Source organism: Burkholderia sp. 9775_39, assembly GCF_015712225.1.
Taxonomy (GTDB): domain Bacteria; phylum Pseudomonadota; class Gammaproteobacteria; order Burkholderiales; family Burkholderiaceae; genus Burkholderia; species Burkholderia cenocepacia.
The window spans coordinates 86,542-112,670 of record NZ_JACCQC010000017.1 but is presented as its reverse complement, the minus strand read 5'-3'; the positions used below and the strand labels follow the sequence as shown (position 1 = coordinate 112,670).

The 26,129-nt window shown below is 69.2% G+C and carries 25 protein-coding genes; 12 read left to right on the top strand and 13 right to left on the bottom strand.

Features of this window, described 5'->3' with window-relative positions; translation table 11 throughout:
- Window positions 1-30: 30 nt before the first annotated feature.
- From H0X90_RS22850 to H0X90_RS22825, 6 genes are all read left to right on the top strand, one after another.
- Window positions 31-1,065, top strand: a complete 1,035-nt coding sequence (locus H0X90_RS22850) for an ABC transporter substrate-binding protein (RefSeq protein WP_006494956.1) — start codon at window positions 31-33, stop codon at window positions 1,063-1,065.
- Window positions 1,066-1,069: 4 nt separating this feature from the next.
- A complete protein-coding gene (locus H0X90_RS22845; RefSeq protein WP_034202407.1) occupies window positions 1,070-2,167 on the top strand; it encodes an ABC transporter permease in 1,098 nt (365 codons plus the stop codon).
- Window positions 2,161-2,982, top strand: coding sequence for an ABC transporter ATP-binding protein (locus tag H0X90_RS22840; protein ID WP_034202408.1), 822 nt, complete (start codon window positions 2,161-2,163; stop codon window positions 2,980-2,982). Before H0X90_RS22845 ends, H0X90_RS22840 begins: the two co-directional genes overlap by 7 nt.
- A 50-nt stretch (window positions 2,983-3,032) precedes the next feature.
- On the top strand, window positions 3,033-4,214 hold the full coding sequence (locus tag H0X90_RS22835) for a cytochrome c (RefSeq protein ID WP_077189160.1): 1,182 nt from the start codon (window positions 3,033-3,035) through the stop codon (window positions 4,212-4,214).
- Between the two features lie 33 nt (window positions 4,215-4,247).
- The gene (locus tag H0X90_RS22830) at window positions 4,248-5,201 is read left to right on the top strand and encodes an ABC transporter substrate-binding protein (RefSeq protein WP_077189161.1); all 954 of its coding nucleotides are present in this window, start codon (window positions 4,248-4,250) and stop codon (window positions 5,199-5,201) included.
- A gap of 95 nt (window positions 5,202-5,296) precedes the next feature.
- Window positions 5,297-6,163: an MOSC domain-containing protein gene (locus H0X90_RS22825; protein ID WP_006484261.1), complete on the top strand. Its 867-nt coding sequence runs from the start codon at window positions 5,297-5,299 to the stop codon at window positions 6,161-6,163.
- A gap of 19 nt (window positions 6,164-6,182) precedes the next feature.
- Here H0X90_RS22825 and H0X90_RS22820 read toward each other — a convergent pair whose 3' ends face one another.
- The 4 genes from H0X90_RS22820 to H0X90_RS22805 all read right to left on the bottom strand — a co-directional run bounded on the left by H0X90_RS22820 (window position 6,183) and on the right by H0X90_RS22805 (window position 10,770).
- Complete coding sequence (locus tag H0X90_RS22820) at window positions 6,183-7,079, bottom strand: hypothetical protein (RefSeq protein ID WP_127447483.1); 897 nt, start codon at window positions 7,077-7,079, stop codon at window positions 6,183-6,185.
- A gap of 140 nt (window positions 7,080-7,219) precedes the next feature.
- The gene (locus tag H0X90_RS22815; protein WP_077189190.1) at window positions 7,220-8,647 is read right to left on the bottom strand and encodes a sensor histidine kinase; all 1,428 of its coding nucleotides are present in this window, start codon (window positions 8,645-8,647) and stop codon (window positions 7,220-7,222) included.
- 79 nt (window positions 8,648-8,726) lie between these two features.
- On the bottom strand, window positions 8,727-9,407 hold the full coding sequence (locus H0X90_RS22810) for a response regulator (RefSeq protein WP_006484260.1): 681 nt from the start codon (window positions 9,405-9,407) through the stop codon (window positions 8,727-8,729).
- A 127-nt stretch (window positions 9,408-9,534) separates the two neighbouring features.
- On the bottom strand, window positions 9,535-10,770 hold the full coding sequence (locus H0X90_RS22805; protein WP_077189163.1) for a multidrug effflux MFS transporter: 1,236 nt from the start codon (window positions 10,768-10,770) through the stop codon (window positions 9,535-9,537).
- Between the two features lie 101 nt (window positions 10,771-10,871).
- Here H0X90_RS22805 and H0X90_RS22800 point away from each other — a divergent pair, with 101 nt between their 5' ends.
- The 5 genes from H0X90_RS22800 (at window position 10,872) to H0X90_RS22780 (ending at window position 17,833) form a co-directional block, all read left to right on the top strand.
- Window positions 10,872-12,350, top strand: a complete 1,479-nt coding sequence (locus tag H0X90_RS22800) for a PLP-dependent aminotransferase family protein (RefSeq protein ID WP_077189164.1) — start codon at window positions 10,872-10,874, stop codon at window positions 12,348-12,350.
- Window positions 12,351-12,546: 196 nt separating this feature from the next.
- Complete coding sequence (locus tag H0X90_RS22795; RefSeq protein WP_077189165.1) at window positions 12,547-13,647, top strand: ABC transporter substrate-binding protein; 1,101 nt, start codon at window positions 12,547-12,549, stop codon at window positions 13,645-13,647.
- A gap of 107 nt (window positions 13,648-13,754) precedes the next feature.
- Window positions 13,755-15,527: an iron ABC transporter permease gene (locus H0X90_RS22790; RefSeq protein ID WP_006490713.1), complete on the top strand. Its 1,773-nt coding sequence runs from the start codon at window positions 13,755-13,757 to the stop codon at window positions 15,525-15,527.
- On the top strand, window positions 15,520-16,587 hold the full coding sequence (locus H0X90_RS22785; protein WP_077189166.1) for an ABC transporter ATP-binding protein: 1,068 nt from the start codon (window positions 15,520-15,522) through the stop codon (window positions 16,585-16,587). Before H0X90_RS22790 ends, H0X90_RS22785 begins: the two co-directional genes overlap by 8 nt.
- Window positions 16,588-16,741: 154 nt before the next feature.
- Window positions 16,742-17,833, top strand: coding sequence for a porin (locus tag H0X90_RS22780; RefSeq protein WP_034202414.1), 1,092 nt, complete (start codon window positions 16,742-16,744; stop codon window positions 17,831-17,833).
- Window positions 17,834-17,977: 144 nt separating this feature from the next.
- On the opposite strand, the gene H0X90_RS22775 is transcribed toward H0X90_RS22780, so the two are convergent.
- A complete protein-coding gene (locus H0X90_RS22775) occupies window positions 17,978-18,940 on the bottom strand; it encodes a zinc-binding alcohol dehydrogenase family protein (RefSeq protein WP_077189167.1) in 963 nt (320 codons plus the stop codon).
- A 30-nt stretch (window positions 18,941-18,970) separates the two neighbouring features.
- Entirely contained in the window at window positions 18,971-19,222 is a 252-nt protein-coding gene (locus H0X90_RS22770) for a hypothetical protein (RefSeq protein WP_006490702.1), read from the bottom strand.
- Between the two features lie 95 nt (window positions 19,223-19,317).
- On the opposite strand from H0X90_RS22770, the gene H0X90_RS22765 reads away from it, so the two are divergent.
- Window positions 19,318-20,109 (top strand): helix-turn-helix domain-containing protein, encoded by a 792-nt coding sequence (locus tag H0X90_RS22765; protein WP_006490701.1) that lies wholly within the window; start codon window positions 19,318-19,320, stop codon window positions 20,107-20,109.
- 78 nt (window positions 20,110-20,187) lie between these two features.
- On the opposite strand, the gene hpaI is transcribed toward H0X90_RS22765, so the two are convergent.
- Genes hpaI through H0X90_RS22730 form a run of 7 tightly spaced genes read right to left on the bottom strand, consistent with a single transcriptional unit; the run spans window position 20,188 to window position 26,103 of the window.
- Window positions 20,188-20,994, bottom strand: a complete 807-nt coding sequence (gene hpaI, locus H0X90_RS22760) for a 4-hydroxy-2-oxoheptanedioate aldolase (protein ID WP_034202416.1) — start codon at window positions 20,992-20,994, stop codon at window positions 20,188-20,190.
- A 12-nt stretch (window positions 20,995-21,006) separates the two neighbouring features.
- The gene (hpaH, locus tag H0X90_RS22755; RefSeq protein WP_006490710.1) at window positions 21,007-21,810 is read right to left on the bottom strand and encodes a 2-oxo-hept-4-ene-1,7-dioate hydratase; all 804 of its coding nucleotides are present in this window, start codon (window positions 21,808-21,810) and stop codon (window positions 21,007-21,009) included.
- A gap of 20 nt (window positions 21,811-21,830) precedes the next feature.
- Window positions 21,831-22,223, bottom strand: a complete 393-nt coding sequence (locus H0X90_RS22750) for a 5-carboxymethyl-2-hydroxymuconate Delta-isomerase (protein ID WP_006494969.1) — start codon at window positions 22,221-22,223, stop codon at window positions 21,831-21,833.
- A gap of 44 nt (window positions 22,224-22,267) precedes the next feature.
- Window positions 22,268-23,116: a 3,4-dihydroxyphenylacetate 2,3-dioxygenase gene (gene hpaD, locus H0X90_RS22745; protein WP_006494970.1), complete on the bottom strand. Its 849-nt coding sequence runs from the start codon at window positions 23,114-23,116 to the stop codon at window positions 22,268-22,270.
- Between the two features lie 46 nt (window positions 23,117-23,162).
- Window positions 23,163-24,626 carry a 5-carboxymethyl-2-hydroxymuconate semialdehyde dehydrogenase gene (gene hpaE / locus H0X90_RS22740; RefSeq protein WP_006490715.1) on the bottom strand — a complete coding sequence of 488 codons (1,464 nt, stop codon included), beginning with the start codon at window positions 24,624-24,626 and terminating at the stop codon, window positions 23,163-23,165.
- A gap of 26 nt (window positions 24,627-24,652) precedes the next feature.
- Window positions 24,653-25,417: a fumarylacetoacetate hydrolase family protein gene (locus H0X90_RS22735; RefSeq protein ID WP_034202418.1), complete on the bottom strand. Its 765-nt coding sequence runs from the start codon at window positions 25,415-25,417 to the stop codon at window positions 24,653-24,655.
- Window positions 25,414-26,103, bottom strand: a complete 690-nt coding sequence (locus H0X90_RS22730; protein WP_006490705.1) for a fumarylacetoacetate hydrolase family protein — start codon at window positions 26,101-26,103, stop codon at window positions 25,414-25,416. The genes H0X90_RS22735 and H0X90_RS22730 overlap by 4 nt, the downstream gene beginning before the upstream one ends.
- Window positions 26,104-26,129: the final 26 nt, after the last annotated feature.

Genomic DNA, 26,129 nt, shown 5'->3' with positions numbered 1-26,129 from the left:
CCGCCCTTGCGCTACCCCGGAGACCACACAATGACCCACACCACCGCACCCGCGCCCGCCGACGCGCACGACGACCAACGCCGCCGGCTGCTGCGCGCGGCCGGCGCCGCCGCGCTCGCCGTACCGGCGATCACGCTCGGCCGCAAGGCCTGGTCCGCGCCGCCGCTGAAGAAGCTGACATTCGCGTGGAACCAGAACGCGTTCTGCCTGACGCCGATCGTCGTCGCGCAGGAGCGCGGCTTCTTCGAGAAGAACGGGCTGAAGGTCGAGCTGATCAACTACAGCGGCTCGACCGACCAGTTGCTCGAATCGATCGCGACCGGCAAGGCCGACGCGGCGGTCGGGATGATCCACCGCTGGCTCAAGCCGCTCGAAGCCGGCTTCGACGTGAAGATCATCGGCAGCTCGCACGGCGGCTGCGTGCGCCTGCTCGGCGCGAAGGCGGCCGGCGTCACGACACTGCAGGCGCTGAAGGGCAAGACGGTCGGTGTCAGCGATCTGGCCGCGCCCGGCAAGCACTTCTTCTCGATCCTGCTCGCGAAGAACGGTATCGATCCGGAGCGCGACATCACGTGGCGACAGTATCCGGCCGACCTGCTCGGCGTCGCGGTCGACAAGGGCGAGATCCACGCGATCGCCGACGGCGACCCGAACCTCTATCTGCTCGAAAAACGCAGCAACGGCGCGTATACCGAACTCGCGACCAACCTGTCCGGCGAATACGCGCGCAAGGTGTGCTGCGTGATCGGCGCGCGCGGCGACCTCGTGCGCAACGACCGGCCGTCGGCCGCCGCGCTCGCGCGCTCGATCGTGCAGGCCACCGAGTACACGCACGACAACCCGAACGAAGCCGCGAAGGTGTTCGCGAAGTATTCGCCGAAGATCAGCCCCGAGGATCTGCGCAAGCTGTACGCGACGCTCACCTACACGCATCACCCGACCAACGTCGACCTGCAGCAGGAAATCGCGTTCTATGCGGACGATTTCCGCCGCATCAGCGTGCTGAAGAAGAGCACGGACCCGCAGCGCTTCGCGCAGCAGGTCTATGCGAACGTACTGGGGTAACGCGATGTCGACGATCGAACACGCTTCCGCCGCACGCACCGCATCGGCTCCGGCCGGCGCCGCCGCCAACGCTACAGCTTCCGCGCGCCCGGCCTGCACGACGTGCGACGCCACGCTGGCCGCGCAAGCGCGGCGCGAGCGTATCTGGCCGACCGGGATCGCCGCCGCAGTCGCGTGGGCCGCGCTCGGCGCGCTCACGCAACTGTGGCCGAACCGGATCGTCGGCTTCAGCGACTGGGCGTACACCGACACGTTCGGCACGGCCGCGTGGACGATCGCCGCGCTGCTGCTCGTCGCCGCGACGCTCGGCCATCTCGTTGCGGCGACCCGCACGCGGCTCGCACGCGTGCGTCCGGCCGGCCCGTGGCTCGTCGCGCTGCCGCTCGTGCTCGCCGCGTGGGAAATCGTCACCGCGAAAACCGGCTGGCTGCCGACGCCGTTCTTCGCACCGCCGCAGGCGCTGATCGAAGTCTACGTCGACGACTGGCCGCGCCTCGCCGGCAGCGCCGGCAACACGCTGAAGCTGCTCGCGCTCGGCTTCGCGTACGGCGTCACGGTCGGCTTCGCGGTGGGCGTGTCGATCGGCTGGTCGCGCCGGATCGGCTACTGGGTGCATCCGGTGCTGCGCGTGCTCGGGCCGGTGCCGGCCACCGCGCTGCTGCCGCTCACGTTCTACTTCTTCCCGTCGAGCTATTCGGCCGCCGCGTTCCTGATCGCGCTGGCGACGGGCTTCCCGGTTGCCGTCCTGACGTGGTCGGGCGTCGCGAGCGTGAACAAGCAGTACTACGACGTCGCGCGCACGCTCGGCGCGAACGCGCGCTTCCTCGTGCTGCGCGTCGCGATTCCGGCCGCGCTCCCACACGTGTTCGTCGGCATTTTCATGGGGCTCAGCGCATCGTTCACGGTGCTGGTCGTCGCCGAGATGATGGGCGTCAAGTCGGGGCTCGGCTGGTATTTGAGCTGGGCGCAGGGCTGGGCGTCGTACGTGAACATGTATGCGGCGCTGATCGTGATGGCGCTGCTGTTTTCCGGGCTGATCGCGCTGCTGTTCGCGCTGCGCGACCGTGTGCTCGCGTGGCAGAAAGGGACCGTCAAATGGTAAGCGCCGCCGTACTCGAACCGTCCGCGGCCACTGCCGCGGCGCCCGCCGTCACGCCGCCGCGCGGCGCGCGCATCGACATCCGCCGCGTGAGCCACGCGTTCGACGGCCCCGGCGGCGCGCTGCCGGTGCTCGACGACGTGTCGCTGTCGGTCGCGGCCGGCGAATTCGTCGCGCTGCTCGGCCCGAGCGGCTGCGGGAAATCGACGCTGCTGCGTCTCGTCGCGGGGCTCGACGCCGCGCGGCAAGGCACCATCGCGCAGGACGGCGTGCCGATCGAGCGCCCCGATCCGTCGCGCATCGTCGTATTCCAGGACCCGACGCTGTATCCGTGGCGGCGCGTGCGCGCGAACGTCGCGCTCGGCCTCGAAGCGCGCGGGGTGGCGCGCACCGCGCAGCATCGCGTCGACGATGCGCTCGCGCGCGTCGGGCTGCAGGAGTTCGCGAACGTGTTTCCGCATCAGTTGTCCGGCGGGATGGCGCAGCGCGTCGCACTCGCCCGCGCGCTCGTCAACGATCCGCGCCTGCTGATCCTCGACGAGCCGCTCGGCAAGCTCGATTCGCTGACGCGGCTCACGATGCAGGCCGAGCTGACCGCGCTGTGGCAGCGCGACGGGTTCTCCGCGCTGCTCGTCACGCACGACGTGGAAGAAGCGCTGTTCCTCGCGCAGCGCGTGATCGTGTTCGGGCCGCGGCCGGCCCGGATCGTCGCCGAACTGCGCGTCGACCTGCCCTACCCGCGCCATCGCGGCGACCCGCGCCTCGCCGCCTTGCGCCACGACGCGCTGCGGCATCTCGGGCTCGATGCGAGCTGGTAGATGCCGGATGCCGTTCGACGTTTGATTACCGTCCGGCGGAGACGCGCGCGATGAATGCGCCGCCGTTCGCCGACTGGGCCATCGCCTTCCTGCAACTGCTGTATCGCGCGCAAATCGCGCTGGCGCATGGGCTCCACGCGATCGGCCTGACCGGCGACGCCGATGGCCAGGCCGCGTGGCCGTGGGCGCATCGCATCGCGCTCGAAACGCTGCGCATCGACGCGGGGCTCACGCGGCAGCTCGCGCTCGCCTGCGGCGTGACGGCGCTGGCCGTCGTGCTCGCGTGCACCGCGCTCGCTTCGCGCAAGTGGCGTATCGCATCGGCCATCGCCGCACTGGCCGTCGCGTGGTTCGCGCCGTGGCCGCCCGCTTCGCTGTGGCTCGCGCCGGCCGTGCCGACGAGCTTCCAGCGCGATCCCGCGCCGTTTTCCGTAGCGAACGTGATGCGCGGCGCGCACCTGTATACGCAACATTGCGCGGCCTGCCACGGCGCGGACGGACGCGGCGAAGGGCCGCTCGCCGCCACGCTCGCGCACTGGCCGCCGACCTTCGCCGGCACGCTGCTCGCGCGTCGCCTCGACGGCGAACTGTTCTGGCGCGTGCGCCACGGCACGCAGGACGAGCACGGCGCGTCGACGATGCCCGGCTTCGCGGCGACACTCGGCCCGCAGGACACCTGGGCCGTGCTCGACTACCTGAAAGCGCTGGCCGCCGGCAGCGGCGCGCAGGCGGAAGGCGCGTGGCCGGTGCCGGTCCCGCTGCCGGCCCTCAACGTGCGGTGCGGCGACGCCGCGCCTCAAGCGCTCGAGCGCTGGCGCGAAGGCCAGCGCGTGCGCGTCGTCGCGCTCGAGCCGGGCGCCACGCCACCGCCGGAAGACGCGCGCTGGCAGACCTTGCTCGTCACCGAAAACGGGGGGTTGGTGCCGCCGTCGACCGGCTCGCGCGCGAACTGCGTCGCGACGACCGCCGATGCGTGGCGCGCGTTCGCGACGATTGCCGGCGTCGCACCCGAGGCACTCGCCGGCACGCAACTGCTCGCCGATCGACGCGGGTGGCTGCGCGCGCGGGCGTTGCCGGGCAGCGCCGGCTGGTCGGACGCCGACCTGCTGTGCCGCTCGGATGCGGTGGCCCGGCCGGCCGCGCGCGCCACCAGCGGCGACGCACTGACCGCGCTGCTGCTGCGCGTCGACAACGAACCCGTGCGCGACGTACAGGCCGGGCTCCCGCATTGAACCCACGAATCCTTCCTTCAACCGAACTTCACGATGAATCCGACCCGACGCCACTTCCTCGCGCAGGCGAGCGCCCTTGCCACGATCGCCGCCGCCCCGACTGCGCTGCGCGCGCAATCCGGTACACGGCCGCTGCTGCGCGCCGGCGACCAGAAAGGCGGGCTGCGCGCGCTGCTCGAAGCGGCCGGCGAACTGAACGGCCTCGCGTACGACATCGCGTGGACCGAATTTCCGGCCGCCGCGCCGCTCGCGGAAGCGCTGAACGCGGCCGCGGTCGACTGCGGGCCGATCGGCGACGCGCCGGTGATCTTCGCGCTCGCATCGGGCGCCCGCATCAAGGTGATCGGCGCGAACCGTTCCGATCCGTACGGCACGGCCGTGCTCGTGCAACCCGACGCCGCGCTGAAAGGCGCGGCCGACCTGAAGGGCAAGCGCATCGGCACCACGCGCGGCTCGATCGGCCATTTCGTCACGCTGAAGGCGCTCGATGCGGCCGGCCTGCCGCCCGATGCCGTGTCGTTCCGCTTCCTGCCGCCGGCCGACACGATGCTGGCGCTCGCCACCGGTTCGATCGACGCGTGGGCGACCTGGGAGCCCTACACCGCGCTCGCCGAAACGAGCGGCCGCGCGCGCGTGCTGGTCAACGGCCGCGGACTGTGGTCGGGCCTCAGCTATCTCGCGGCGACCGACGCGGCGATCGCCTCGAAGCGCGACGTGCTGCACGATTTCCTGCGACGCGTCGTGCGCGCGCAGGCCTGGTCGTACCGGCACGCCGACGCGTATTCGGCGGCGCTCGCGCACATCATCGGCATTCCGCCGGCCGCCGCGAAGCTGCAATTCGAGCGCCGCGGCACGCGCTGGCTGCCGATCGACGCGACGGTGATCGCCGAACAGCAGCGCACGGCCGACTTCTACCTGAAGGCCGGGATGCTGCGCCAGCCGCTCGACGTGCGCACGACCTTCGACACCGGCTTCCCGCTCGGCTGACGGATGCGTGGCGGTAGGCCGTACGCAGCCGCCCAAACGGCTTCGGCCCGATCTGGCACAATCGCGATTCGATCATCCCGCCGTCAGCCAGCGTCATGCCAGCCATCACCGAACTCTTCGTCTACCCGATCAAATCCTGCGCCGGCATCGCGCTCACGCGCGCGCAACTGCTTGAAACGGGCCTCGCCTACGACCGCCACTGGCTGATCACCGATCCGCGCGGGCAGATGCTCACGCAGCGCACGCATCCGCGTCTCGCGCTGATCCGTCCGACACTCGACAGCGATGCGCTCGTGCTGAACGCACCGGGCATGCCGGCATTGCGCACGCCGCTCGACGGCGACGCGACGCCCGCCACGCCGAAGATGGCGGCGACCGTGTGGCGCGACACCGTCGACGCGATCGACACGGGCGCCGAAACGGCCGCGTGGCTCACCGAATTCCTCGGCGTGCCGACGAAGCTCGCGCGCTTCGGCCCCGATGCACGCCGCGGCTGCAATCGCAAATGGACCGGCGAGATCGATACGCATACGCAGTTCGCGGACGGCTATCCGCTTTTGGTGATCGGCCAGTCGTCGCTCGACGACCTGAACGCGCGGCTTGCCGCGAAAGGCGCGCCGGCGATCCCGATGAACCGCTTCCGGCCGAACATCGTCGTGTCGGATCTCGACGCGTACGAAGAGGATTTCGTCGAGCATCTCGACACGCAAGGCGACACGCCGGTGCGGCTGCGGCTCGTGAAGCTGTGCACGCGCTGCCCGATGCCGACGATCGACCAGGCGACCGGCGCGCCCGATCCCGCATGGCCGCACGAGCCGACCGACACGATGCAGACCTATCGCGCGAACCCGAACTACGACGGTGCGCTGACGTTCGGCATCAATGCGATCGTCGTCGAAGGTGCGGGTGCGTGGCTCGAAGTCGGGCAGCCGGTCGAAGCGGAGATCGGCTTCGGCGATTGAGCGGCACTCAAAGCGGCGCTCAAGGAACCGTATAGCCCTCGCAATCGGGAAGCGGCCGGTCGGGCGTATAACTGCCGGTTGACGGATCGAACCGGAACGTGCGCCGATACGTGCAGGTGCGATCCACTGCCGTCACCAGGTCGCGCTTGCGCAGCGGCGGCGCGGCAAGCGAGTCCTTGTCGCGCGACACGTGCCCGGGAAAGCTCGTGGCGCGCGTGGCATACAGCAGTCGCGGCAAACCGGCGCGGACGCTCCGGTCCAGACTCAACGTCGCGTCGAACGCGTAGTCGTCGTGACAAGCGCCGAGCCGCCTTCGCTGGTCGCGTTCGGAAAAGCATGCCCGGATCGTCGCCGATCCCGACAGTGGCACCGCAAGCACCTGCTGCGTCCGCGGTACTCGATCGCCGGCCACGACGCGGATCAGGCGCAACTCCGAAGCCGATGCCCCTCCGCCCGAGTAGCCGGTGGACATATCGAACCTGACGCCGACGATCACGTCCCCACCCGCGCCCCGCAGCACGCGCGGCCACAATGCAAAGCGCCCGTGGCCGTCGAACGGATCGTCGAGATTGACGTGCACGTCGGCCGGTTGCCCGGCGAACCGCGTGATTCGCAACGCAGGTTCGTGATCGGCATCTCCCCGAACGATCTCGACGCAGAGCTGCCGGTCGGCGGTACAGCCTTCCTCGTCGTTCGACGATTGCGCATCGGTCATCGGGTTCAACGACTCCAGGCGATTGCCCGCGCGATCGACTTCGATCGCCTGATCGGCCTGGTCGGCCGCATGTACATGTGAAGGCACACCGACCGTGAACACGGACAGTACCGCGGCCATGCCGAATGCGACACCACGGACGCCTCGCGCGGATGCGAACGAGAAACGGAAGCGGGAACGCGAACAAGTTGTGAAATTCATCGGAATATCCTGACATTTATGAGGCTACGGAGCGCGCTTTTCGGCACGATGCGCGGCCTCGGTATGTGGGGCGTAGTTGAAACGCGCGCGGTTCAGCCCGTCCGCGCCGTCACGCACGTCACCGTACGCTTGCCCGCCCCTCATGCGCCGTCCGACCGCGCACGCTCCACAGCCCGCGCCGCCGGCAGCCGGATCGTCACGATCAGCCCGCCGCCGGCCGCATCGGCCAGCGTCACGCTGCCCTGATGCACACGCGCGATTTCCCGCACGATCGACAACCCAAGCCCCGTTCCTTCGACCGTCTGCGTCTTGCTGCCGCGATGGAAGCGCTCGAACACCGCGTCGCGTTCGTCGGCCGGAATGCCCGGCCCGTTGTCGATCACGTCGAGCCGCGCGTCCGCGCCGTCGCGCGAGACGCGCACCGTGATCACCGCACGGTCGCCCGCATAACGGATCGCGTTGTCGATCAGGTTGCCGACCATTTCGCCGAGCAAGTCGGACTGCCCGAGCACGTCGACGTCGGCCTCGTGCTCGAAGCCGAGATCGATGTCGCGTGCGCGCGCGACGGGCGACCAGTCGAGCGTCACGCTGCGCGCGAGCCGGTGCAGCGCGACCGGCTTGTGCGCGACCGCATGGCCGCTGTCCGAATCGAGCCGCGACAGCGACAGCAATTGCTGGACGATCTTCGCGGCCTGCCGCACCGCGCCGTTCGCGCGCCGCAGGTGCACGTTCGCGCGCGGCTGCTCGTCGGGCCGCAACGCGAGCTCGACGCCCGCCTGCACGGCCGCGAGCGGCGTCTTCAGCTGATGGGCCGCATCGGCGAAGAAACGCCGCCGCGCCACCTGCATCCGCTGCGTGCGGCCGATGTACTGGTTGATCGAATCGACGAGCGGCGCGAGCTCGCTCGGCATCGCGCCGGTGTCGAGCGGCGTCGTGTCGTCCTCGCTGCGCGCGGCGACGGTGGCCGACAGCCGGTTCAGCGGCCGCAGCCCGCGGCCGACGCCGAGCCACACGATCCCGAGCGCCAGCACGACGAGCAGCCCTTCCTGCAGCAGCGACCCGATCAGGATCTCGCGCGCGAGCGCCTGGCGCGCCTCGATCGTCTCGCCGACCATCACCCAGACGATGCGCGACTGCGCGGTCGGCACGTCGTGCACCGGAATGCGCAGCGCGGCCATCCGCAATTGCTCGCCGCGATACACGACGTCGTAGTAGCGCGTGACGAACGGCGCGCCGTCGCCCGCGTCGCGCCCCTGCGGCAGCGGCAGGTCCGGATAGCCGGTGATCGTGTGGCCGTTGTCCTCGCGGATCAGGTAGTAGATCTTGCCGCCGTCGCTCGATTCGAGCATTTCGAGCGCGAGATACGGCAGGTCGACCTCGACCTCGCCGTCGTTGAGCCGCACGCCTTCGCGGATCGACTTCAGCGACGACGACAGCGTGCGGTCGAATGCGACGTGCGCGGCGCTCATCGCACGCTGGTACGTGAGCCACGAGTCGAGCGCGAGCAGGCCGAGCAGCGGCAACAGCAGCCACAGCGCGACCTGCGTGCGCAGGTTCGGGCCGGTCATCATGCCTACCGCCGCGCCGCCCCGAGGAACGCATGCGCTCCCTCGGGAGGCAGCGAATGACCGTGAGCGCGGGGGCCGCTCATTCAGCCGTCTCCGCCTTCGCTTCGAGCAGATAGCCCAGGCCGCGCAGCGTGACGATCGCGACGCCCGTGTTCTCCAGCTTCTTGCGCAACCGGTACACGTAGATCTCGATCGCGTCCGCGTTGACCGATTCGTCGAGCCCGAAGATCTTCTCCGACAGCGTGTCCTTGTTGATCGCGCGACCGTTGCGCAGGATCAGCACCTCGAGCACCGAGCGCTCGCGCGGTGTGAGCGACAGCGGCTCGCCCGCGAGATGGAAGCTGCGGTCGATACTGTCGTACGAAAGCGGCCCGCATTCGACGCGCGAATGCTCGTGACCGAGGCTGCGCCGGATCAGCGCGCGGGCGCGCGCCTCCAGTTCGGTCAGCTCGAACGGCTTCGCGAGGTAGTCGTCGGCGCCGAGATCGAGCCCCTTCACGCGGTCCTCGACCGACCCGTGCGCGGTGAGGATCAGCACCGGCACCGGATTGCGGCGCGCACGCAATCGCCGCAGCACCTCCAGCCCGTCGAGCTTCGGCAACCCGAGATCGAGGATCACCAGCGCGTAGTCCTGCGTGCGCAGCACGTGGTCCGCCGCCTCGCCGTCGGCCATGTGATCGACCGCGAAGCGCGCGGCGCTCAGCGCGTCGTTCAGCGACTGGGCCAGGTTCGGGTTGTCTTCGACGAGCAGCACACGCATGGGGATTCCGGTAAGGTCAGCGAACAGTCCGCTACATTACATGATCCTTTCCGTCTCCACGCCTCGCGGAAACACGGGTTGCGCGGGTGTCGCGAACCCGCCGCGCGCGATGCCGGCCGGCTGAGCCTCAGCGTTCGGCCGCCGCACGGTTGCGCGCCACGATGCGCGCCTCGCCGGCCACGCCGCGCTCGCGAAAACCGGCCACCACCGCGACGAACGCGATGCTCGCGCCGGCCGTGACGACGATCATCGGGTGCGCGGTACCGTCCGACAGCCACGCCAGCACGCCGCCGCACGCGGCCGTGATCGCCATCTGGATAAAGAAGAACAGCCCCGACGCGGTGCCGGCGATCTGCGTGTACGGCTGCATCACCGCGAACTGGCAGGCCGGAATCGCGATCCCGACCGCGATCATCACGACGAACATCGGCACGACGAGCGCCGTCACCGACGTCGGGGCGATCGCGCCGCCGACCCACAGCGCGGCGGCGCCGGCCAGATTGACGACCGCCGCCGCCGCGATGACCGAATCGGCGGACCAGCGCACGCTGGTCCGCGCGAACGCATTCGAGCCGATCAGGTAGCCGAGCACGGTCACGCCGAAGATCGCTGCATAGACCGGCCCGGACACCCCGATGTGCCGCTGGAACAGCGTCGACGATTCCGCGATGAACGGATAGTAGGTGCAGTAGGCAAAGCTGATCGCGAATGAATAGCGCAGGAAACGCCGGTCGCGCAGCAGGCCGGCGTAGGTCCGCAGCAGCCCGGCGCCGGCGGGCGGCCGCGCGTCGCGTTCACGGGTTTCAGGCAGGTAGCGCAGCACCATCGCGGTCGCGACCAGCCCGCCCGCCGCCAGCCAGCCGAACACGCCGCGCCAGCCGAGCCACTCGGCAATCGCGCTGCCGGCCAGCGGCGCGACCACCGGCGACAGCGCCATGCCGGCCGAAATATGCCCGAGCATCGTGGCCTGCGTCGCGGCCGGAAAGCGCTCGCGCACGATCACGCGGCCGATCACCGTGCCGCTGCAGCCGCCCAGAGCCTGGCACACGCGCGCGGCGATCAGCGCCGGGATGCTGGTCGACCATGCGCACGCGACGCTCGCGACGACGTACAGGCACAGGCCGCCGAGCAGCACCGGGCGTCGGCCGTAGCGGTCGGACAGCGGCCCCGACACCAGCATCGACAGCGCATAGCCGACCATGTAGAGGGTCAGCGTGAGTTGCAACTGCGCGTCGGTGCCGTGCAGCGCATCCGCCATCGCGGGCAGCGACGGCAGGTACGCATCGATCGTGACGCGCGGCAGGCACACGACGAGCATCAACAGGAACAGCCAGCCCCGGCGGGGTAGTGAGCGCGTCTTCATGCGGTAGGTCCGTGTGGGTCGGATGAGTGGGGTCGACAGCAATCTAAGGCGAAAGTGATATAAGCTGAAGGACCATTAAATCGCCCATTGACTGGACCACTATGCCGCGAGGCAAAGCCGCGATTCCGCTGGACCTGCCGCGCCCTGCCGGGCTGTCGGGCGGCAGCCCGCTGTCGAAGCAGGAATGCATCGCCGACACGATTCGCGACGCGATCCTGAAACGCCTGCTGCCGGGCGACAGCCCGCTGCCGTCGAGCCGGACGCTGGCCGCGCGCTGGGATGTCGCGCGCGGCACCGTCGAAGCGGCGTACGACATCCTGTGCGCCGAGGGTTACATCGCCCGCACGCAAGGGTCCGGCACGCGCGTGTGCGCGGTCGTGCCGGACAGCTATCTGCGCGCGACGGCTCAGTCGCGCGGCGGCGCCCCGCGCCCCATCCCGGCTTCGCCGGCGCCGGCCGCCCCGGCCGAGCCCGAGCACGGCGTGCGCCCCGGCGTCCCGTTCGTCGCGCGGCTCGCCGATCCCGGCCTGCTGCCGATGCAGCAATGGAAGAAGGCGCTCGGCGCCAGCCTGCTCGCCGCGACGGCGGACGATCTCGGCGCGACGCCGGCGCAAGGCGTCGAGGGCCTGCGCGCGGGAATCGCCGCGTACCTGCGGGAATACCGCGGCATCCCGTGCGGGGCCGCCGACATCGTCATCACGACCGGGATCCGCCACGCGATCGACCTCGTCGCACGCACGCTGCTCGCGCCCGGCTCGACGGTGCTGATGGAAGACCCCGGCTATGCGTCGGCGTGGCAGATCTTCACGTTCGCGGGCGCGACCGTGATCGACGTGCCGGTCGACCGGGAAGGAATCGATACCGCGTCGCTGGAGCGCCATCCCGATGCGCGCGCCGCGTACGTGACACCCGCCCATCAGGCGCCGCTCGGCGTCACGATGTCGGTCTCGCGCCGGCTCGAACTGCTCGACTGGGCGCAGCGCCACCGCACGTGGATCATCGAGGACGACTACGACGGCGAATTCAGCTACCAGACCGCCCCGCTGCCCGCGCTGAAATCGCTCGACGCGTGCGACCGCGTGATCTATTGCGGGTCGTTCAACAAGACGCTGTTTTCCGGGCTGCGCATCGGTTTCATGGTGGTGCCGGCGGCACTGCGGCCGGCGCTGTCCGCCGTCTGGCACGCGACCGCGCGCTCGGTCGGCGTCGCGCCCCAGCTGGCGCTGGCCCGCTTCATCGGCCACGGCGATTTCGCGAAGCACCTGCGCGCCGCCCGCCACGCGTACCGCCAGAGGCGCGACATCGTGCTCGACCAGTTGGCCAAACATGCCGGCGGCCGGTACACGGTGACCGGCGAGCACGCGGGCTTTCATTTCGTGCTGTGGCTGCCGCCCGGCCTCGACGACGCGGGCTGGGTCGCGCAAGCCCGCGCGGCCGGCATCGCGCTGCAGCCGATCCGCGGCTTCTGTCGAAGCGCCCGGTGCGAAGCGGGCGTCGTCGTCGGCTATGCCGCGCTGACGGCCGCGCACGCGCGGCATGGCGGCCGCGTCCTCGGCCAGTTGCTGGCCGCCTCCGCATAGCGCGCGACCACGCGCCGCGTCCTCCCCCTTCTCGCCCCGCCGCACGCCGCGCAACCCGCGGCGGCGGCCGCGTCGACCTCGGGAAATCCATGACACGGACGGCGCGATTGCGCACCGGAATGAAAGCAGGCTGAAAGTGCCCCGCAATTAACATCCGCGTCACTCGAACAAAACCCACGCATCACTGGAGGAAGACATGCCGTTTGCACCGAAGCAACTCGCCGCCGCGCTCGCGGTCGCTCTGGGCACTGCCGCCGGCAGCGCCGTCGCGCAGGTTCCGGCCGGCTACCCGGGGAACTACCAGGGCGTGATCGACGCCGCGAAGAAGGAAGGCAAGCTGATCGTCTACTCGACCACCGACACGGGCCTCGTGCGTCCGCTGATCAAGGACTTCGAAAGCCTGTACGGCGTGAAAGTCGAGTACAACGACATGAACAGCACCGAGCTGTACAACCGCTACATCAGCGAGAACGCGGCGAGCAGCACCAGCGCCGACGTGCTGTGGAGCTCGGCGATGGACCTGCAGGTCAAGCTCGTCAACGACGGCCTGATGGCGTCCTACGATTCGCCCGAAAGCCCGAACGTGCCGCAATGGGCGCAGTACCAGAAGCAGGCGTACGGCACGACGTTCGAACCGCTGGCGATCGTCTACAACAAGCGCCTGATCCCCGAGAACGAGGTGCCGAAGACCCGCGCCGACCTGATCAAGCTGCTCACCACGCAGGCCGACAAGTTCAAGGGCAAGGTCACGACCTACGACATCGAGAAATCGGGCGTCGGCTTCAACTACCTGACGCAGGACGCGCACGTGAACGAGAAGGTCACGTGGGAACTCGTGAAGGCGATCGGCGCGACCGGCCCGAAGCTGCAGTCGAGCACCGGCGCGATGATGGAGCGCATCTCGTCGGGCGAGAACCTGATCGGCTACAACATCATCGGGTCGTATGCGTACGCGAAGGCGAAGAAGGACAAGTCGATCGGCTACGTGTTTCCGAAGGACTACACGCAGGTCGTGAGCCGCCTCGCCACGGTATCGAAGAAGGCGAAGAACCCGAACGCCGCGAAGCTGTGGGTCGACTACCTGCTGTCGAAACGCGGCCAGACGCTGATCGCGAACCAGGCGAACCTGTACGCGATCCGCACGGACGTGAGCGGCGAAACGTCGGCCGCGAGCCTCACGAAGGAGCTCGGCGATTCGCTGAAGCCGATCCAGATCGGCACCGGTCTGCTCGTCTATCTCGACCAGTCGAAGCGCCTCGCGTTCCTGAAGCAATGGCAGCAGGCGATCAAGCGCTGATGCGCTGAGCCGCTGACCTCGGCCGCCCGCCGCACGTCGCGCGGGCGGCCCCTTCCCCTTACCGACTTCCTTGAGGCGGCCATCCGGATGGCCGCAGGGGCGAACTCATGCTTTCAACCAGCACCCGCGGCACGGCACCGGCCGTTCCGCCCGCCACCGGCCCGCGCGACGCGATTCCCGCGCTGCCGGTCAGCAGCCTGCAGCCGCTCGCCGGCATGCTGCGCTGGATCGTCGTCGCGGTCCTGACCGTCGCGGTCGCGCTGCCGCTCGGCTTCATCCTGTTCCAGAGCCTGCTGTCCGCGCCGTTCTTCGATGCGAACAAGACGCTCGGCATCGAAGGCTTCCGCTTCATCTTCAGCGATCCCGACTTCTGGTCGGCCGTGAAGAACTCGTTCATCATCGCCGGCGGGATGCTGTTCATCTCGATCCCGCTCGGCGGCATCCTCGCGTTCCTGATGGTGCGCACCGACCTGCCCGGCCGCCGCTGGCTCGAACCGCTGCTGCTCACGCCGGTGTTCGTGTCGCCGATGGTGCTCGCGTTCGGCTACGTGGTCGCGGCCGGCCCGGTCGGCTTCTACTCGGTGTGGTTCAAGGAACTGTTCGGGGTGCAGAACGTGCCCTGGAACGTGTATTCGATCTTCGCGATCACGGTGATCGTCGGCCTCACGCACGTGCCGCACGTGTACCTGTATTCGTCGGCCGCGCTGCGCAACCTCGGCTCGGACGTCGAGGAAGCCGCCCGCGTGACGGGCGCCCGCCCGTTCCGCGTCGCGCTCGACGTGAGCCTGCCGATGACGATGCCCGCGCTGCTGTTCGCCGGCGTGCTGGTGTTCTTCCTCGGCTTCGAGGTGTTCGGGCTGCCGCTCGTGCTCGGCGATCCGGAAGGCCACCTCGTGCTCGCGACCTACCTGTACAAGCTGACCAACAAGCTCGGCGTGCCGTCGTATCACCTGATGGCCGCGGTCGCGGTGTGCATCGTCGCGATCACGTTCCCGCTCGTGCTGCTGCAGCGCCGCCTGCTGAAGACCGCGAACCGCTTCGTCACCGTGAAGGGCAAGGCCGGCCGCGCGACGGTGCTGCCGCTCGGCGTGTGGCGCTGGGTCGCGCTCGCGATCGTCGCGCTGTGGCTGATGCTGACCGTGATCGTGCCGATCTCGGGCATCGTGCTGCGCGCGTTCGTGACCAACTGGGGCGAAGGCGTGCCGCTCGCCGACGTGCTGACGCTGTCGAACTTCATCGAACTGTTCGAGCAGGACAACCTGGTGCGCGCGATCGTCAACACGCTCGGCATCGGCGTGATCGGCGGCGCGCTCGCGATCGGCTTCTACTCGCTCGTCGCGTTCGCCGGCCACCGCCGCCCCGACTGGGCGACCAAGCTGCTCGACTACCTCGTGCTGCTGCCGCGCGCGGTGCCCGGCCTGCTCGCCGGTCTCGCGTTCCTGTGGATCTTCCTGTTCGTGCCCGGCCTGCGCGAGCTGAAGAACTCGATGTGGAGCATCTGGATCGCGTACACGGTCGTGTGGCTCGCGTACGGGATGCGGCTCATCCAGAGCGCGCTGCTGCAGGTCGGCCCCGAGCTCGAGGAAGCCGGCCGCAGCGTCGGCGCGACCCGCAGCCGCGTATCGCTCGACGTGACCCTGCCGCTCGTGCGCTTCGGCCTGCTCGCCGCGTGGCTCCTGATCTTCATGATCTTCGAGCGCGAATACTCGACGGCCGTCTACCTGCTGTCGCCCGGCACCGAAGTGATCGGCGCGCTGCTCGTGTCGCTGTGGGCGACCGGCGCCGTCGACCAGGTCGCCGCGCTCTCTGTCATCAACATCGCGATGGTCGGCGCCGGTCTCGGCGTGGCCCTGCGCTTCGGAGTGAAACTTCATGGATAAGCTCATCGTCGACGACCTGCATCTCAGCTACGGCGCCAACCCGATCCTCAAGGGCGTGTCGTTCGAACTGAAGGCCGGCGAAGTCGTGTGCCTGCTCGGCGCGTCGGGCAGCGGCAAGACCACGCTGCTGCGTGCGGTGGCCGGCCTCGAACAGCCGTCCGACGGCCGCATCCAGCTCGACGACCGCGTGTTCTTCGACGGCGCGCAGCGCATCGACCTGCCGGTCGAACAGCGCTCGCTCGGCCTCGTGTTCCAGTCGTACGCGCTGTGGCCGCACCGCACCGTCGCCGACAACGTCGGCTACGGGCTCAAGCTGCGCCGCGTCGCACCGGCCGAACAGAAGCGCCGCGTGCAGACCGCGCTCGACCAGCTCGGCCTCGGCCATCTCGCGGAACGCTTTCCGCATCAACTGTCGGGCGGCCAGCAGCAGCGTGTCGCAATCGCCCGCGCGCTCGTCTACAACCCGCCCGTGATCCTGCTCGACGAGCCGCTGTCGAACCTCGACGCGAAGCTGCGCGAGGAGGCACGTGCGTGGCTGCGCGAGCTGATCGTGTCGCTCGGGCTGTCGGCCCTTTGCGTGACGCACGACCAGACCGAAGCGATGGCGATGTCCGACCGCATCCTGCTGTTGCGCAACGGCCGCATCGAGCAGGAAGGCACGCCGGCCGAGCTGTACGGCGCGCCGCGCTCGCTGTACACGGCCGAGTTCATGGGCAGCAACAACCGGATCGACGCGCGCGTCGCCGCGATCGACGGCGAATGCGTGACGCTCGCCGGCGACGGCTGGGAGCTGCAGGCGCTTGCCCGCGACACGCTGGCACCCGGCCAGGACGCCCAGGCCGTGATCCGCCTCGAACGCGTGCAGGTCGCCGACGGCCCGGGCGCGAACCGGCTGCAGGCCGACCTCGTCACGTCGATGTATCTCGGCGACCGCTGGGAATACCTGTTCCATTGCGGCGAGATGCGCCTGCGTGCGTTCGGCCATGTGCCGCGCGCGGCCGGCAAGCACTGGATCGAATTCCCGACCAACGACTGCTGGGCGTTCGCGAAAGCGGGCTGACCCGGGCGCGGCGGCTCGCCTGCCGCCGCGCATGTCGCGCGCCTCGCGCCACGCAACGGCCTTCCGTCCGGCGGACGCTTCGCGGCGTCCGCCGCGGGCGGTCGCGCGCCGTATCCGTTTCACCCAACCCACAAGAACCAAGGAGACACCGCCAATGAAGTCATGCGCACACCGTTCCCTTCGCGCCGCCGTCCTGACCGGGTCGGCCGCCGTGGCCGGCCTCGCGGCAGGCGCCGCGCACGCGCAGTCGTCGGTCACGATGTACGGGATCATGGACGCCGGCATCGAATTCACGAACCATGCGGCGCCGCAAGGCGGCAATTCGGTCAAGCTCAAGTCGGGCAACAAGAACACGTCGCGCTGGGGCCTGCGCGGCGTCGAGGATCTAGGCGGCGGGCTGAAGGCCGTGTTCCGCCTCGAAAGCGGGATCGACCTCGCGAACGGCGCGTCCGACGACGGCCCGGACTCGATCTTCGCGCGCCGCGCGACGGTCGGCCTGAAAGGCAAATGGGGCGAACTGTCGCTCGGCCGCAACTTCACCGTCACTTACGACTACATGCTGCCGTTCGACCCGATGGGTTACGCGCAGAACTACTCGTGGGCGACCTCGTCGATGGCGACCGGCGGCCGCAAGGACGGCCTGTTCACGCGCTCGTCGAACGCGGTGCGCTACGACGGCGAATTCAGCGGCTTCAAGTTCGGCGCGCTGTACGGTTTCGGCAACGTGCCGGGCAGCATGAAGACCAGCTCGAAGTACGATTTCGCGGTCGGCTACGAGACGGGGCCGTTCGCCGCCGTCGTCACGTTCGACCGGCAAAACGGCGCGGCCGACAGTGTCACGCCGGCCGATACCGTCAACTACATCCAGAGCATCCACGCGGGCCTGAGCTACGACTTCGGCAACCTGAAAACGATGGCCGGCTATCGCAACTATCGGCGCACGTTCCACACCACGGCCGCGAACCAGTTGAGCGACATGTATTGGCTCGGCGGGTCGTACCAGTTCACGCCGACGTTCTCGCTGATCGCGGCCGTCTATCACCAGAACATCAAGGGCGGCACGGACGCCGACCCGACGCTGGTGTCGGTGCGCGCGAACTACGCGCTGTCGAAGCGGACGGTGCTGTATGCGGCCGGCGCGTTCGCGATCGCGAAACACGACCAGAAGGTCGGCGTGTCGCGCGATTTCGCCGGGTATGGCACCACGCAGGTCGGGGTCACGGCGGGGATTCAGCAGCGGTTTTAAAGCTGACGCGACGAGCGGCAGCGGGTGATCGGCCGCCCCGCCTGCTTTCACGTTACGCGCGGCGGCATAACGGCGAATGGCCCGATGCCGCCGTGCAATCCAACGCTCACGCTACATCCGGCCCGCCACGTGGCGATCCGCCGCTCACTCGCCACGCATCGTGAACACCGGGCGCACGACGCTGCTCGAATCGCCCCAGTGTTCGCCAACGGCCGACAGCGGCACCGTGCGCGTGTCGATCGCGAGTCCTGCCTCCCCGGCCGCTTCGAATACGCCGCGCACCGACGCCAGCAAGCGCGGCAACGGCACGCTGCCCAAGCCGCTGCCCATCAGCTCGATCGCGGTCGCGCGCAGCACGGCGCCCGGCAACAGCACATCCGCGCCGCTGATCGAGCCGATCTCCACGAAACGCAGCCGCCGGCCGCCGGGCGTCGCCTTCGCGGCGACAACCAGCAGCGCCTGCGCGCTGGCGCCCCACAGATAATCGAGCACGACGTCCACGCCCGCGCGGAAATGCGGTTCGAGCGCCCGCGCCAGATGCACGTCGTCCTGCTGCAGCGACACCACCGCGTCCGCGCCGGCACTCAGCAACGCCTGCAACGCGGCCGCGTTGCGGCCCGTCGCGATCACCTTCGCCGCGCCGAGATGCTTCGCGATCCGCACCGCGAGCCGCCCCGACGTGCCCGTTGCGCCATTGACGAGCACCGTCTCGCCCGCGACGAACCGCGCGCGTTCGGTCAGCGCCGCCCACGACGACATCCCGGGAATCGCGATCGCCGCGGCCGTGACATCGTCGAGCGCGTCCGGCAGCGGCACGCACTGCGTATCCGGCGCGATCGTGCGTTCGGCCATCGCACCGAACGGCGCGGGCGCACCGAAGAAGTAGACGCGCCGGCCATCATCGAGACGCCCCACGCCGTCGACACCCACAACGAACGGATAAGCGCCAACGGAGGAATAATGCGTACCCGCCGCACGCCCCTGCGCGATGCGGCTCAGCGCGGACGCCGTCACGTCGATCAGGCTGTGGCCCGGCATCGCACTCGGCGGTTCGAACTCCGTATGAACCGGACGCTGTCCGGCGCCTTCGACGACTGCTGCTTTCATGGTGATTCCTTCGATTCTGGAGGGTGGGCCTTACCGGGCATCGAGCCATGCGCGCAGCGCGGGATCGCGTACTTCCAGCACGTCGAACAGGCCGAGCGCACGCAGCGCGGGCAACGCATCGATCGCGTCGGCCTCCGCACGCGCCCGCTCGGCCGGGGCAGCGTTCGGGTCGATCAATACACGCGCGTTGACCAGAAACGCGCCGACGGTCCCCTTGCGGATCGTCGTTCCGCCGGCATCGATCCGGTCGGCATGGTCGGGAAGCATCTGTTCGGCTCGCATCGCGTCGTACTCCGGTTGTCATCGATGGACGCAGTGTAGGCGTGCGAATCCGGCCGATCTCCGGTATAACAGCCATTCGATACCGATATCCGGCCATGTCCGATCCACTCCTGCCCGCCCGCTTCGTCACGTCCGACGACGGCCCGTTCGTGGTCGCCGCCGTCCTGTCGCAACGCGACCCGCGCATCACCGCGCCGCATTCGCATGCGCGCGGCCAGCTCGTCGGCGCGCTGAGCGGGCTCGTGACGATCGGCCTCGACGACCAGGAGTGGGTCGTGCCGGCGATTCATGCAATCTGGATTCCGCCGCATTGCCGGCATTCGTTGCGTTCGTTCGGGCCGATTGCCGGCTGGTCGGCGTTCGTCGCCGAAGCCCGCTGCGCGGCGCTGCCGGCGACGCCGCGCGCGATCCGCACGACGCCGCTGCTGCGCGAAGCCGTGCAGCGCGCGGCGAGCTGGGGAGATTCCGATCTGAATGCCGCGCAGACGCGGATCGCCGACGTGATCCTCGATGAAATCGCGGCGTCGGAAGCCGAGGCGCTGGGGCTGGTCCGGCCGCGGGACCCGCGGCTCGTAAAGATCACCGATGCGCTGGCCGCGGATCTCGCGAACGACCGGCGGCTGGAGGAATGGGCCGAATGGGCCGGCATCGGCGCGCGGACGATGAGCCGCCGCTTCGTCGCCGAGACGGGGCTGACGTTCGCGCAGTGGCGTCAGCAGGCCAGGCTGCTGCGGGCGCTGGAACGCATTGCCGACGGCGTGCCGGTGACGACGATCGCGCTCGATCTCGGATACGACAACGTGAGCGCGTTCATCGACATGTTCCGGCGCGCGCTGGGGACGACGCCGGGAAGGTACCTGGAGGCGGGACGGCAAGCACCGGGATAAGTAGGGCCGCCATGCGCCGGCATGACGCCGCGCGACGAACGGCCGGCGCCCGGCACGGGAAAACCGCCCGCCGCTGCGTCAATACGTGCCGTCGCCCTGCTTCGCGGCGGCGCCGCCGCTCCCCTTGAACTGCGCGGCGAGCCGCTCCGCGCTCCGTGCCAGCAGCGTCGTATCGACGCCGACCGCGACGAACGACGCGCCCGCTTCCAGATAGCGCCGCGCGGCTGCTTCATCCGCGCTCAGGATGCCCGGCGCCTTGCCGGCCGCCTTGATCGCGCGGATCGCGCCGTCGATCGCGGTCTGCACGTCCGGGTGCCCCGGATGGCCGAGATGGCCGAGATCGGCCGCAAGATCAGCCGGCCCGATGAACACGCCATCGACGCCGTCGACCCGCGCGATCGCATCGATCGCCTCCAGCCCCGCGCGCGTCTCGACCTGCACGAGCACGGCCATCTCGTCGTTCGCGCGATGCAGGTACTCGCCGACGCGATTCCACCGCGATGCGCGCGCCAGCGCACTGCCGACACCGCGAATCCCGTGCGGCGGGTAACGGGTCGCCGCCACCGCCGCGCGCGCCTCGTCCGCGCTCTGCACCATCGGCACGAGCAGCGTCTGCGCGCCGAGATCGAGCACCTGCTTGACGATCACCGGATCGTTCCACGGCACGCGCACGACCGGATGCGACGGATACGGCGCGATCGCCTGCAGTTGCGCGAGGATCGTCGGCACCGTGTTCGGCGCATGTTCGCCGTCGATCAGCAGCCAGTCGAAACCGGCGCCCGCGACCACTTCGGCGCTGTACGGATTCGCGAGACCGAGCCACAAACCGATCTGCGCGTCGCCGCGCGCGAGCGCGGCCTTGAAGACATTCGACGGAATCTGCATCGTTCGCTCACCTCACTCGAAATAGCACTGGATCGTCCCGAGCGGGCCGTAGTCGACGCTGAACGTATCGCCCGAGCGCGCCGCGCACGGCCGCGTAAACGACCCGCCGAGCACGATCTGCCCCGGCTCCAGCGCGACATCGAAGCGCGACAGCCGGTTCGCGAGCCACGCGACGCCGTTCGCCGGATGGTTCAGCACGCCGGCTGCCACGCCGGTTTCCTCGACCACGCCGTTGCGCGACATGATCGCCGCGACCCAGCGCAAATCGACGTCCTGCGGGCGCACCGGGCGGCCGCCGATCACGACGCCCGCGTTCGCCGCGTTGTCGGCGATCGTGTCGAACACCTTGCGCGGCCGCTGGGTGTCGGGGTCGATCGACTGGCTGCGCGCGTCGATGATCTCGAGCGCGGGCACCACGTAGTCGACCGCGTCGTACACGTCGAAGATCGTGCAGTTCGGGCCGGTGAGCCGCTTGCCGAGCACGAACGCGAGCTCGACCTCGACGCGCGGCACGATGAAGCGGCCGGTCGGGATCGTGCCGCCGTCCGCGAAGAACATGTCGTCGAGCAGCGCGCCGTAGTCGGGCTCGTCGATCTGCGACGAACTCTGCATCGCCTTCGACGTGAGGCCGATCTTGTGTCCCTTCAGCGTGCGGCCTTCCGCGAGCTTGAGGGTTACCCACGCGCGCTGGATCGCATAGGCGTCGTCGATCGTGATGTCGGGATGGTCGAGCGAGATCTGGCGGATCTGCGTGCGTGCGCGCTCGGCGTCGTGCAGACGGTGCGCGAGCTGGTCGATGAGGGCGGGTTCGAGCATGGTCGGATCGGGAATGGGGTTCAGCCGGCCCGCTTGTAGCGGGCGTGAATGTTGTTGTGCTTGTACGAGCCGCTTTCGCTGAACTCGGTCAGTTCCATCGACAGCGCGAGATAGCGTTTCGCGTACAGCTCGGCGAAATGGGCCTTGATCGCGTCGAACAGCGCGTCGCACGCGGCTTTTTTCTGCGCATCGGTGCGGCCCGAGCCGATCTTCAGCGTCACGTGGACGAACGCGTCGTCCTCCGTGCCGTCGGCGACGCAGTAGTCGTGCAGCTCGATCGCGCGCGACCGGATGCCGCCGGTCGGGAACACGCCGCCCTGCGCGATCAGCGTCGCGTTGATCGTGCGCAGCAGCGCGGGAATGCGAGCGTCGTCGCGGATGTTCGCGGTGTATTCGACGACGATGTGTGGCATGGCAACTCTCCGGTCGGATTCGAGGGCGTGGCGGGCGGCAACGCTCAGGGCAGCGGGAAGATCGCGTTGATCTGCCCGGTGCCCGAGCTCGCGAAATAGTCGGTGACGATCTCGACGGGCCGGTCGTAACGATCCCAGCCGAGCAGCCCGAGCAGCATCGCGGTGTCGTGCATGCCGCCTTCGCCGTGGCAATGCGTGTTGTACTCGGGCAGCATCGCGCAGAAGGTCTTGAAATCGCCCTGCTTCCACAGCTCGACCACGCGCAGGTCGACCTGCCGGAAGAATTCGCGACTGATCTGATGGATCGATTCCTCGGGGCTGCCGTTGTCGTTGAAGCGGTGCGACAGCGAGCCGCTCGCGAGGAACGCGACGTTCGAATCGCTCTTCTCGATCGCTTCGAGCAGCGCCTCGCCGAAGCGCCGGCTTTCGTCGAGCGTGTGCCACATGCACCAGCCGGCGATCGACACGACCTTGAAATGCTGGTCGCCGTTCATGTAGCGCATCGGCACGAGCGTGCCGTATTCGAGTTCGAGGCTGTCGATCTCGTGTGCGCGCGTCGCGACGCCGCGCTCGGTGGCCGTTTCCGCGATCAGCCGGCCAAGCGCCGGGTTGCCCGGATACGCGTACTGCATGTCGCGGATGAAATGCGGCAGCTCGTTGCTCGTATAGGTGCCCGCGAACCGCGCATTGCAGTTCACGTGATAGCCCGCGTTGACGAGCCAGTGCACGTCCGACACGACGATCGTGTCGACGCCGAGCGCGCGGCAACGCTCGCCGATCAACTGGTGGCCGCGGATCGCCGCTTCACGGCAGCCGTGATGCTTGCCGGGCAATTCCGACAGGTACATCGACGGCACGTGCGTGATTTTCGCGGCGAGGGACAGTTTGCCCATCGTTCAAGTCTCCCTATCGTTCTTGCGACAACACGGCCTGCGCCCGTCACACGCCCCAGCGCGGGACGTGATGCGAACCCATCGAAATGCACACGTTCTTGATCTCCGCGAACACCTCGAAACTGTACTCGCCGCCCTCGCGCCCGGTACCCGATTCCTTCACGCCGCCGAACGGCTGGCGCAGGTCGCGCACGTTCTGGCTGTTGACGAACACCATCCCGGCCTCGATGCCGCGCGCGAGGCGATGCACCTTGCCGACGTCCTGCGTCCAGATGTACGACGCGAGGCCGTACGCCGTGTCGTTCGCAAGCCGCAGCCCGTCGTCTTCGTCGTCGAACGGGATGATGCACGCGACCGGCCCGAAGATCTCCTCCTGCGCGATGCGCATCCGGTTGTCGACGTCGGCGAACACGGTCGGCCGCACGAAGTTGCCGTTGCGCAGATGGTCGGGCAGCCCGGCCGGCTTGTCCGCGCCGCCGGCGACCACGCGCGCGCCTTCCTGCTCGCCGATGCGGATGTAGCCCGTCACCTTTTCCCAGTGCTGGCGCGTGATCATCGCGCCGAGATTCGTGCCCGGATCGGCCGGATCGCCGACCACCAGGTTGTTCGCGCGGCGCGCGAATTCCTGCACGAAGCGGTCGTAGATCGTGCGTTGCACGAAGATCCGCGAGCCGGCGGTGCAGCGTTCGCCGTTGATCGAGAAGATCGTGAACAGCGACGCGTCGAGCGCGCGATCGAAATCGGCGTCGTCGAAAATGAGCACCGGCGACTTGCCGCCGAGCTCCATCGAATACTTCTTGAGGCCCGCGCGTTCCATGATCCGCTTGCCGGTGACCGTGCCGCCGGTAAACGACACCGCGCGCACGTCCGGATGCCGCACGAGCGCATCGCCGGCCGTCGCGCCGTAACCCTGCACGACGTTCAGCACGCCGGGCGGGATGCCGGCTTCGAGTGCGAGCCGGCCGAGCTGGTCGGCCGTCAGCGGCGACAGCTCCGACATCTTCAGCACGGCCGTGTTGCCGAGCGCGAGGCACGGCGCCGTCTTCCACGTGGCCGTCATGAACGGCACGTTCCACGGCGACACCAGCGCACATACGCCGACCGGCTGGTACAGCGTGTAGTTGAGCATCTGGTCGTCGACCGGATAGGTGCGGCCGTTCATCTGCACGCACACTTCCGCGAAGAAGTTGAAGTTCTCGGACGCGCGCGGAATCAGCTGCTTGCTCGTCTGCGCGATCGGCAGGCCGGTGTCCTGCGTCTCCAGCGCGGCGAGCATCGGCACGTTCTTCTCGATCAGTTCGCCGAGCTTGCGCATCAGCTTTGCGCGCTCCTTGGCCGGCGTGTTCGCCCATTTCGGGAACGCTTCCTTCGCGGCGCGCACGGCCGCGTCGACCTCGGTCTCGCCGCCCGACGCGACGTCGGTGATGACTTCACCCGTCGCCGGGTTCAGCGTCGTGAAGGTTTCGCGGCTCTCCACTTCGCGGCCGCCGATCCAGTGCTTGATGGTCATGTGCTCTCCTTCCTTGGGCGACGGCCTCAGCCGGCGCGATAGTAGTCCGCTTCGCCGACGATCGTGTTCACGAGCCGGCCGATCCCTTCGATTTCGGTCACGACTTCGTCGCCGGGCTGCGTGTCCGCCAGCCCCTCGGGCGTGCCGGTCAGGATCAGGTCGCCCGGCGAAAGCGTCATGAAGCTGCTGATGTGCTCGATCAGCGCCGGCACGTCGAACACCATGTCGCGCGTGCTGCCGCGCTGCGTCTCCCGGCCGTTCACCGTCGTGCGCAGCATCAGGTCGCCCGCGTCGCCGATCTCGTCGCGGCTGACGAACCACGGCCCGAGCGGCGTGCAGGTGTCGCGGTTCTTCACGCGCAGGTTCGGGCGGTAGTAGTTTTCGAGATAGTCGCGGATCGCGTAGTCGTTCGCGACCGTATAGCCGGCCACGTAGTCGATCGCCTGCGCGCGGCTCACGCGGCGCGCCGGGCGGCCGATCACGACGGCCAGCTCGCACTCGTAGTGCATGTGCGTGGCGTCCGCCGGGCGCACGGTGAGCGACCGGTGGCCGACGAACGTGTTCGGCCCCTTCAGGAAAATCAGCGGCTCGGTCGGTGCGTTGAACGCGAGTTCCTTCGCGTGGTCGGCGTAGTTCAGGCCGAGCGCGAAGGTCGTGCGCGGCGCGACGGGCGGCAACCACGCCACCGCGTCCTCGGCCACCACCCGCCCCGTATCCAGGCGGATCGCGCCGTCGCCTGCCGGTTCGGCCGCATGCAGTGCGCCGTTGTAGATCACGCGCGCCGTCTTCATCGTGCTCCCTCCGCCATCAGCGTATGCCGCAACGTGCCGATGCCGGCCGCGGCGATCTCGATCGTGCTGCCCGCGCGGGCATGCGGTGCGCCGCCCGCGACGCCGAGCAACAGCACGTCGCCCGCGTCGAACGACATGAACGCCGTCACGTCGGCGATCAGCGCGCGCACCGGGCGAATCAGCGTCGCGGTCGACGCGGACGCGGCCACCTCGCCGTCGATCCGCACCGTCAGGCCGATCGCGTCGACGTCGGCGAGCGCGGCGGCCGGCACGATCGCCGGGCCGAGCGGGCAGAAACCGTCACGGCACTTGAAGCGCACGGCCGGCCGGTAGTAGTCGGGATGCGGCACCGACACGTCGCTCGCGAGCGTGAAGCCGTGCACGTAGTCGAGCGCCTGCGCGGCCGCCACGCGCGTCGCGCGCCGGGCGAACACGACGGCCACCGACGCGCCGATCTCCAGCGCGTCGACGCCGGCCGGCACGACGACGGCGGCGCCGTCGGCCGCATGCGTGTTGGCGGATTTGATGTACAGGATCGGCGCCTGCGGCGGGCGGCCGTAAGGCGGCGCATTCACGGCGTCGCCGAGCGCGTCGAGCGCCGCGCGCTCGTTGAGCAGCGCCCCGTAGACGGTACCGATGGCGACCGGCAACGGCGGCGCCGCGGCGGTCGTGCAAGACAGCTCCATGCGTCATTCCCCTGCCGCGCGTCGCG

Excerpts from the sequence above, each read along its gene's own strand:
- H0X90_RS22765 (WP_006490701.1), top strand. The coding sequence starts at position 19,318 with ATGTCCGATCCACTCCTGCCCGCCCGCTTCGTCACGTCCGACGACGGC.
- H0X90_RS22810 (WP_006484260.1), bottom strand. The coding sequence starts at position 9,407 with ATGCGTGTGCTGCTCGTCGAAGACAACCCGAACCTGGCCCAGTCGCTG.
- H0X90_RS22775 (WP_077189167.1), bottom strand. The coding sequence starts at position 18,940 with ATGAAAGCAGCAGTCGTCGAAGGCGCCGGACAGCGTCCGGTTCATACG.
- H0X90_RS22785 (WP_077189166.1), top strand. The coding sequence starts at position 15,520 with ATGGATAAGCTCATCGTCGACGACCTGCATCTCAGCTACGGCGCCAAC.
- H0X90_RS22795 (WP_077189165.1), top strand. The coding sequence starts at position 12,547 with ATGCCGTTTGCACCGAAGCAACTCGCCGCCGCGCTCGCGGTCGCTCTG.
- hpaH (WP_006490710.1), bottom strand. The coding sequence starts at position 21,810 with ATGCTCGAACCCGCCCTCATCGACCAGCTCGCGCACCGTCTGCACGAC.
- H0X90_RS22835 (WP_077189160.1), top strand. The coding sequence starts at position 3,033 with ATGAATGCGCCGCCGTTCGCCGACTGGGCCATCGCCTTCCTGCAACTG.
- H0X90_RS22790 (WP_006490713.1), top strand. The coding sequence starts at position 13,755 with ATGCTTTCAACCAGCACCCGCGGCACGGCACCGGCCGTTCCGCCCGCC.
- hpaD (WP_006494970.1), bottom strand. The coding sequence starts at position 23,116 with ATGGGCAAACTGTCCCTCGCCGCGAAAATCACGCACGTGCCGTCGATG.
- hpaI (WP_034202416.1), bottom strand. The coding sequence starts at position 20,994 with ATGCAGATTCCGTCGAATGTCTTCAAGGCCGCGCTCGCGCGCGGCGAC.
- H0X90_RS22805 (WP_077189163.1), bottom strand. The coding sequence starts at position 10,770 with ATGAAGACGCGCTCACTACCCCGCCGGGGCTGGCTGTTCCTGTTGATG.
- H0X90_RS22845 (WP_034202407.1), top strand. The coding sequence starts at position 1,070 with ATGTCGACGATCGAACACGCTTCCGCCGCACGCACCGCATCGGCTCCG.
- H0X90_RS22820 (WP_127447483.1), bottom strand. The coding sequence starts at position 7,079 with ATGAATTTCACAACTTGTTCGCGTTCCCGCTTCCGTTTCTCGTTCGCA.
- H0X90_RS22850 (WP_006494956.1), top strand. The coding sequence starts at position 31 with ATGACCCACACCACCGCACCCGCGCCCGCCGACGCGCACGACGACCAA.
- H0X90_RS22840 (WP_034202408.1), top strand. The coding sequence starts at position 2,161 with ATGGTAAGCGCCGCCGTACTCGAACCGTCCGCGGCCACTGCCGCGGCG.
- H0X90_RS22815 (WP_077189190.1), bottom strand. The coding sequence starts at position 8,647 with ATGACCGGCCCGAACCTGCGCACGCAGGTCGCGCTGTGGCTGCTGTTG.
- H0X90_RS22830 (WP_077189161.1), top strand. The coding sequence starts at position 4,248 with ATGAATCCGACCCGACGCCACTTCCTCGCGCAGGCGAGCGCCCTTGCC.
- H0X90_RS22730 (WP_006490705.1), bottom strand. The coding sequence starts at position 26,103 with ATGGAGCTGTCTTGCACGACCGCCGCGGCGCCGCCGTTGCCGGTCGCC.
- H0X90_RS22780 (WP_034202414.1), top strand. The coding sequence starts at position 16,742 with ATGAAGTCATGCGCACACCGTTCCCTTCGCGCCGCCGTCCTGACCGGG.
- hpaE (WP_006490715.1), bottom strand. The coding sequence starts at position 24,626 with ATGACCATCAAGCACTGGATCGGCGGCCGCGAAGTGGAGAGCCGCGAA.
- H0X90_RS22825 (WP_006484261.1), top strand. The coding sequence starts at position 5,297 with ATGCCAGCCATCACCGAACTCTTCGTCTACCCGATCAAATCCTGCGCC.
- H0X90_RS22750 (WP_006494969.1), bottom strand. The coding sequence starts at position 22,223 with ATGCCACACATCGTCGTCGAATACACCGCGAACATCCGCGACGACGCT.
- H0X90_RS22770 (WP_006490702.1), bottom strand. The coding sequence starts at position 19,222 with ATGCGAGCCGAACAGATGCTTCCCGACCATGCCGACCGGATCGATGCC.
- H0X90_RS22735 (WP_034202418.1), bottom strand. The coding sequence starts at position 25,417 with ATGAAGACGGCGCGCGTGATCTACAACGGCGCACTGCATGCGGCCGAA.
- H0X90_RS22800 (WP_077189164.1), top strand. The coding sequence starts at position 10,872 with ATGCCGCGAGGCAAAGCCGCGATTCCGCTGGACCTGCCGCGCCCTGCC.